Origin of the sequence: Halomonas sp. QHL1, from assembly GCF_001882345.1 — a bacterium.
GTDB lineage: Bacteria > Pseudomonadota > Gammaproteobacteria > Pseudomonadales > Halomonadaceae > Vreelandella.
In genome coordinates this window covers 1-6240 of record NZ_MINL01000002.1, presented here as the reverse complement: position 1 = coordinate 6240, position 6240 = coordinate 1, and the positions used below count along the sequence as shown (strand labels likewise).

Here is a 6240-nt window from a genome sequence, read left to right as displayed (position 1 = left end):
GTTCGGCAGTTACCTGCTCAATCTGCTCCCGGTTCAGCGTCGTTCTTGGCTGTGCTCGCAACCTTCGCGTCACGCTGAGCTTCGAGGAGAGCGCTGTGCTCCTGGTCGCGTTGTTCGGTCAGCGTGGTGATGCGGTTACGGGCCTCGGCCAGCTCCTGGCGAGCGTCGTCGCGCTGCTGCTCGAGCCGTTTCACCTGCTCACGAAATTCCTCGATCAAACTGCGCGCTTCGCTACGGTCGCGCACGGCCTCGTCTCGTTCGGCAGTTACCTGCTCAATCTGCTCCCGCAATTCATCCGCTTCCGCTTCCAGCTGCTCGCCGGTTTCAGCAAGTTCGTCGGCTGTCTGGCGGGCGTCGAGGGCATCCGCTTCAGCGTCAGCCCGGGCAGCGGCCGCCTGGCGTTCGATCTCTTGAGCGAGTGCGCTTGCAAGTTCATCCGGCAACTTGGCCATCGGACGCTCGGCAGGTGCCTGCGTGGCCCGCCACTGCTGCAAATGGCGATGGATGGTGTTGGGGCTGCCGGTACCGAGATGCTCGCGGATGCGCTGGATGCTGGGTTTCTCGCCTTGCCCCACCAGGGCGTCGGCGGCGTGGGCGACTTGCTCAAATGTGATGCCGGGGCGTGCCATATCGTATCCCTCTCAGGTGTATTGTATTATGTATTTCATATTATATTTTATATGGTACAAAATACAATACATGATATGGAATAATACGATTGATAGGCATAAAAAAACCGCCGTAGCGGGTTTTTTACATGTTCGGTGGCTTCCAGCCTCCAAGTTCCGGTACATGCTCAGGATTTTGTTCTGTTGGCTTCTCTTCCGGCTCCTGGTGTCGCCGCCTTGATGGCTGAATATGCGACTCTAGCCGCGCTTCCAGCTGCTCCACTTCGCGATCGAGCACTAGGTTCTCAATACGGCCAATTGCTGCTGCAAGGTACTGACTTGCTGGCTCAACTGCTCGTATTCGCCGGAGACACGCTCCAGCCCGCTCAACGCATCGTCGAGCGCCTTCTGTTGCTCGGTCTGCCGCCGCTCGAATCGCTCTAACGCGTCGGCATAAAAAAACCGCCGTAGCGGGTTTTTTACATGTTCGGTGGCTTCCAGCCTCCAAGTTCCGGTACATGCTCAGGATTTTGTTCTGTTGGCTTCTCTTCCGGCTCCTGGTGTCGCCGCCTTGATGGCTGAATATGCGACTCTAGCCGCGCTTCCAGCTGCTCCACTTCGCGATCGAGCACTAGGTTCTCAATACGGCCAATTGCTGCTGCAAGGTACTGACTTGCTGGCTCAACTGCTCGTATTCGCCGGAGACACGCTCCAGCCCGCTCAACGCATCGTCGAGCGCCTTCTGTTGCTCGGTCTGCCGCCGCTCGAATCGCTCTAACGCGTCGAGCAATGTCCGCTCCAATTCCGTCATTTGCTACCTCTGAATTTCCACGAATGGCCGTTCTGTGTCCTGAGTTATCCGTATTTCGCTGAGTCCAGCCCCTTTCGGCAATATCAGGTAACCCTTCCCGCTCTCTGTTTTCACTGTCTCCACGCCCAATGTCTGGAGCCTGTCTAGCGTCACGCGCTGCTCCTGGATCTGCCCCCACTGGTATTGCGTGAACGCCCAGGCCGCCGCGCAGATACCCAGCGAGATCATCACCAGCAGTAGGCTCGGCAGCAGCATCAAATTCCGGAACCGCTTGGCCAGGAGCTTTGTCTCTTGCTGCATATCGGCTTCGATTGTACTCAGCACGCCGCTGTATATGCCCTGCAACTCGCGCCGCATAGCGCCCAGCTGCTGCTGGGTCGCGGTTTGAATAGTCGCGCTCTCTTGGGCGAACTGCTCTTTCAACCGTTTGTGCAAGTTCAAATCCAGCGTCATAAATATGCCCTTTCATTTTGAATCGTGTTGAATCGGGATCATCGGGATGCAGCAATGTGATGCTGCTTTTGCTCGCCCTGGTAACGCTGAACCCCAATTCATGCACCTGCTCCAGCAAGCTGTCACGGTCACGGATCAGCCCGGCTTCGACTCGCTTGGCGATCAGCGAATGTGCCAAGTCGCGCAGCTCAGTGCGACGCTTCGCTTCGCCAACACCATCGAGATGGAGATCGTCGAATTGGACGAGTTTGCGATCCCCTAACGGATGCTGAATGTCACGCTGGCGTGACGGATCGTCCGGGTCTGCTAAACCGTATTCCGAATTGATCATGCTGCGAAAATCGTCGTATGCCTGCCGTGCCCCGCGACCAGGCGGGCAGATGTTCAGGCTCTTGCCCGTGGTCAGCTCGACTCGCGGGGTGACGAAATGCAGCTCGTGGTGACCAGCGTGCTCGTGCCTGACCCACAAAATGTCATATTGGTCGGAGTCGAGGCCGGCAAACGCGACAGACTCGAACCTATCCATGATGTCGCGCTCTTGATCGGGTGTGATCTCTTCACCGGGGGCAAAACTCAGAACGCCCGACTTGTACTTGTACTGGAAGCTAAGAGAGTCAATTAGGCGTCCTGTGGCTGCTGGGTTGCCGCGCAATACCGTCGGAGGTGGGTTGCGTGTTACCGCCTCTTTTTTGGCCTGTAGAACGGTCTCTTTCACGCAATAGCCAACAGGGCCAGCCCCACGGCCTTGGCCACGTGTTGCAAAGCCGACGATCATGGCTGCCTGCCTTTCTGCTGATCGGCGACCACTTCTACCGCGTGCTGAATTGCCTGCAGGTGGGCGACGACTTCGATTGTCTCCGCCGCGCCTTTATGGGTGTTGCACCACCTGGCGATCATGTTGAGATTGCTATTGATTCGATTGAGCATCGCTACGCGCTGCTTTTCGTCGCTGCGATTTCTGACCCGCATCTTGCCCAGGTGGTCTCGAACCAAAGCGCTAGGCGTCAAATTCGCCTCTTTCGCGAGCGCCTTTAGACGCTCGTATTCGGCATCATTGACGCGAATCCGGAGCAGCGTTTCACGTCGCTCCATATCGCTTTTGCGCCGCTGTTTGATGGGGGGATCTTCCGACATAAGCGCCTGCTGCATGTTGGTGTGCCTACTACCATGTTATCAGGTGCTTATAGTTCGTGAGTTAGTGGCCTCCACGCGCGTACACGGGCGCGTACCCAAAACAAGGCCACCCAGCGTGGGAACAATAGTCGGAATCCTCCCTCGCTTCGCTCAGTCGTCATCCGCTATTATTCCCGCGCTGGGCCTTGCCAGGGAGCAAGCTCCCTCGGATCCCTCAGGTGGCCTAGCGGCCACCGCTGGCGTACGCCAGAAGCATCTCAATGCTGCCTGGATTTTCGAGTTTCTAGCGCTCGCAATGCTGCATCTTCCCACTCGTCGCCGGGACGGGCATGTTTAGCGATAACTTCCGGAGGGATGCCGTACACCGAGCGACGCTCCCCTGGTGGCCCAAGTGTTTTCTGTTCTTCTTGACGTTTTTTTCGGCCCTTCTTTTCATCAGTTTTTTCACCGAACGTGAATATCAGATGGCTTACACGTCGTCCTGTCTTGCGCTGATCCCACTTCACCCAGAGTGGCGAATGCTCGTTAATCTGTTCTATAGCGGGTTCGATTACACGGCGCTTAAAATCTTTAAGCACAGGGTATTTGTCATCAAGCTGGAGAGCTTCGCGCAACCATCCGATTTCTACCTCACGCCTGCCTGTATCACGCCACTGGCACAGTAGTTCATAAAGCCGGATCGCGTGACTACTAGTCATCTGGGCAATATCGGCGAGAGCGTAGCGGGTGAACTGCTCGGTGAGCTGAGTTAAGTAAGGCAACATGTCTTTAGTGAAACGCAACTCCACGCGGCCTTCTTCCTCAACGTAGATAATTGTCTGAACCCATCCAGTGAGCATGATTTTACGCTTGTGGCCCTGGCCGTTGGGTTCTGCGACTAACCGTACCTCCCGGCGCTTGAGGCGTAGTGCGGCTTTTTCCAACTCTCGATACGCCTGTTTTGTCGATGTGTCCGATATAGCTGCAATTTCGGCAGCGCTGACGCTGTAGAGCACATCATCTGTGATGGGCTGGTCACGCCTAACTTGGGAGATACACGCGAGCATAATTCGTTGCTCTGCGACGCTAAGACGGTATTGAGCCTCGACGAGTGCGTTGCTCTTGTAAATTTGAGGCTGACTCATCCATGGCTCCAGTAGAATTCCTTAAAAGGGACAATATATATTGTGTCCCTACTCACCGCAAACCTGTCCCCCTTTTAACCGCAAATCCGTCCCCTTTTAACCGCAAATCCGTCCCCTTTTAACCGCAAATCCGTCCCCTTTTAACTCTAAAAACGATTTATAAACAGTAACTTGCAACACCCTAAAAGGGTTAAAAGGGTAAAAGTACAGAAAAGAGCGCATATGCGCTCACCTACCCTCGCTTCGCTCGCCCTGGCCTGCGGCCAGCCTAATGATGACGCGCCAAAGGCGCACTGAAAGCGGCTTCTAGGTGCTACGCACCTGCGCCGCTAATGGGCGCTACCGCGCGTAAACTTCGTGCGGAACATCAACAAACCCCTTTTATCAATGAGGTGTCGAGGCAAGGAGGGGTCTGTGGTGGGCGTCAGGAATCGAGGAGTATCAGGAGATGTGCATTGCCGGTTACCGCTCGCAAGCTCGCTGCATCGCCCCTACGGGGCGATAAAAGCTATAAAGTGGCCGTTGTGATGTTTAGTGCCTTTTCTCAAAACGCTGGAGGATGTCATCGAAGCCTTTAATTTGGCGATTTTCAGGTTGGTCTAGATTAGGCTCAAGCTGCCCCGGAGCCGGAAGCTGGCGTAGCTCTCGGACTTCTTCCTGAAGCTGGGTAACTTGCTCACGGAGTGCCTGCATTTCGCGCAGTAGAAGGTCATCTCGCATGCTCTTCTGGGTGTCTTCTAAGGTGTATCGTTGAGATGCCTTAGAGGTTGTATCAGGTGTAACAGGATTGGGTGACTCTCCATAAGCTCGGATCAGCTCGGAGAGGTCAATCAAGCGTTGACCATCGTCACTTAGCCTTGATGTTATGCGGCCTGCGCGGCAGTGACGGTGTATTGTCATCCGGCTCTTGCCGTACAGCCTGGCCGCTTGCGAGAGATTCAGTTCGGGCATGTATTAGGGTGCCACATTTCTGATAGTAGAAGGGTAACACCTAGGAGTGTAGTGGTAGAAAGACTTGACCACCTACAGGAGAAACACACGGCGGCCTATGGGTATTCCTGACGGGCGTGCAGGACATTGACGATGTCGATACGAGCAACAGCAACGCGGTATACCACGATATAGTTGGGATGCGCGACAATCTCACGCGTGCCCGGGACATCGCCCACACGGTACAGATAGGGGTGTTCAGAGAGCGGCAGAACAACAGACTCTAGACGAACTTTGAGTCGCCGGGCGGCTTGAGGATCTTCTAGTGCAATATGGCGTAGGAGTTTAGAAAGGTCTTCACGGGCGGTCTGTAGCCAAATCACTGGCAGCATCAGGCACGTTTCCTGTGCTGGGCCTCAATGTCATTAATCAGTGCGTCCATTTCCGCCATGACTTCATCATGGGGAATGCCAGGGCGAGAGTCGGCAAGACTGGCTTCCACGCGCTCACGGAACCAACGTTGATAGCTGTCGGCCTGCTCCTGGGTCTCAAACTCGCTCACAATGGGGTCTAGGGGGGTGCTCATGGGCCGCTCCTCTGTGGGTTGGTATCAGTCTAACGCACTCCGACAGCCCTCGCGAAAAGCGGGCTTTGCGAGTCAAAACCACCACTCTCGAAAAAACGCTTGGGCTATTTTCTGCGTGATTATCTCGCACCCTTAAAAAACTCACGATAAGACGGGTAATCTTGAATTTCGCCCTATAGCCCGTGAAAAAGTCACGCTTATTGGCGGATTTTGGTCAAAATTTGTAAGCAAAGCTAAGTATTATCATACGGATGATCCGTGGCATGATAATCTTAAAAATTAGAAGTTTTTAAGATTAAATTAGATAGGATATTGAATGAAATTGACTGATATTTCAGTAGTTTTTGATCGTCTTTTCCCGATTTGTCGCAGTAGCACTGGGCCCGGCTTGCGTGAAAGTTTAGATATTCTAGCGGAGTATAGCCCGCTCACTATCCACGGTGTAGCTAGCGGTACAAAGGTCTTAGACTGGAAGGTTCCGCAAGAATGGGCGGTTGATGAAGCACGATTGATAGGGCCAGACGGACAAGTTGTATGCGATTTCACCGACCACAACCTTCACCTAGTAAACTATTCAATACCATTTACAGGTCG

General features: G+C 54.3%; 12 protein-coding genes and 1 pseudogene. 2 read left to right on the top strand and 11 right to left on the bottom strand.

From position 1 onward, the window contains the following. Positions 1–17: 17 nt before the first annotated feature. The gene (locus QHL1GM_RS19000; RefSeq protein ID WP_254795367.1) at positions 18–575 is read right to left on the bottom strand and encodes a DNA-binding protein; all 558 of its coding nucleotides are present in this window, start codon (positions 573–575) and stop codon (positions 18–20) included. Between QHL1GM_RS19000 and QHL1GM_RS19780 the strand changes: the two genes are divergently transcribed. Further along, positions 495–713: a hypothetical protein gene (locus QHL1GM_RS19780; protein ID WP_254795369.1), complete on the top strand. Its 219-nt coding sequence runs from the start codon at positions 495–497 to the stop codon at positions 711–713. The two genes, QHL1GM_RS19000 and QHL1GM_RS19780, sit on opposite strands and share 81 nt — an antisense overlap. Positions 714–753: 40 nt before the next feature. Here the strand turns inward: QHL1GM_RS19780 and QHL1GM_RS19485 are convergent, their stop codons facing one another. From QHL1GM_RS19485 to QHL1GM_RS18950, 10 genes and pseudogenes are all read right to left on the bottom strand, one after another. Further along, positions 754–906: a hypothetical protein gene (locus tag QHL1GM_RS19485; protein WP_175540432.1), complete on the bottom strand. Its 153-nt coding sequence runs from the start codon at positions 904–906 to the stop codon at positions 754–756. Between the two features lie 181 nt (positions 907–1087). Beyond that, complete coding sequence (locus tag QHL1GM_RS19480; RefSeq protein ID WP_175540432.1) at positions 1088–1240, bottom strand: hypothetical protein; 153 nt, start codon at positions 1238–1240, stop codon at positions 1088–1090. Further along, positions 1240–1419, bottom strand: a complete 180-nt coding sequence (locus tag QHL1GM_RS19475; RefSeq protein ID WP_071696066.1) for an MbeD/MobD family mobilization/exclusion protein — start codon at positions 1417–1419, stop codon at positions 1240–1242. The genes QHL1GM_RS19480 and QHL1GM_RS19475 overlap by 1 nt, the downstream gene beginning before the upstream one ends. A 3-nt stretch (positions 1420–1422) precedes the next feature. Next, positions 1423–1872 carry a hypothetical protein gene (locus QHL1GM_RS19470; RefSeq protein WP_071696065.1) on the bottom strand — a complete coding sequence of 150 codons (450 nt, stop codon included), beginning with the start codon at positions 1870–1872 and terminating at the stop codon, positions 1423–1425. Positions 1873–1954: 82 nt separating this feature from the next. Beyond that, a pseudogene (locus QHL1GM_RS19955) lies at positions 1955–2398 on the bottom strand (relaxase/mobilization nuclease domain-containing protein); the annotation flags it as partial. Positions 2399–2643: 245 nt separating this feature from the next. Beyond that, positions 2644–3021: a hypothetical protein gene (locus QHL1GM_RS18970; protein WP_071696064.1), complete on the bottom strand. Its 378-nt coding sequence runs from the start codon at positions 3019–3021 to the stop codon at positions 2644–2646. Between the two features lie 242 nt (positions 3022–3263). Continuing rightward, on the bottom strand, positions 3264–4130 hold the full coding sequence (locus tag QHL1GM_RS18965; RefSeq protein ID WP_083571102.1) for a replication initiation protein: 867 nt from the start codon (positions 4128–4130) through the stop codon (positions 3264–3266). 531 nt (positions 4131–4661) lie between these two features. Further along, complete coding sequence (locus QHL1GM_RS19460) at positions 4662–4850, bottom strand: hypothetical protein (protein WP_175540433.1); 189 nt, start codon at positions 4848–4850, stop codon at positions 4662–4664. A 326-nt stretch (positions 4851–5176) separates the two neighbouring features. After that, the gene (locus tag QHL1GM_RS18955; RefSeq protein ID WP_071696062.1) at positions 5177–5452 is read right to left on the bottom strand and encodes a type II toxin-antitoxin system RelE/ParE family toxin; all 276 of its coding nucleotides are present in this window, start codon (positions 5450–5452) and stop codon (positions 5177–5179) included. Then, complete coding sequence (locus QHL1GM_RS18950; protein WP_071696061.1) at positions 5452–5646, bottom strand: stability determinant; 195 nt, start codon at positions 5644–5646, stop codon at positions 5452–5454. Before QHL1GM_RS18950 ends, QHL1GM_RS18955 begins: the two co-directional genes overlap by 1 nt. A gap of 316 nt (positions 5647–5962) precedes the next feature. Between QHL1GM_RS18950 and QHL1GM_RS18945 the strand changes: the two genes are divergently transcribed. Continuing rightward, on the top strand, positions 5963–6240 hold a 278-nt coding region (locus tag QHL1GM_RS18945; RefSeq protein ID WP_139245657.1), incomplete at its 3' end, for a DUF4910 domain-containing protein.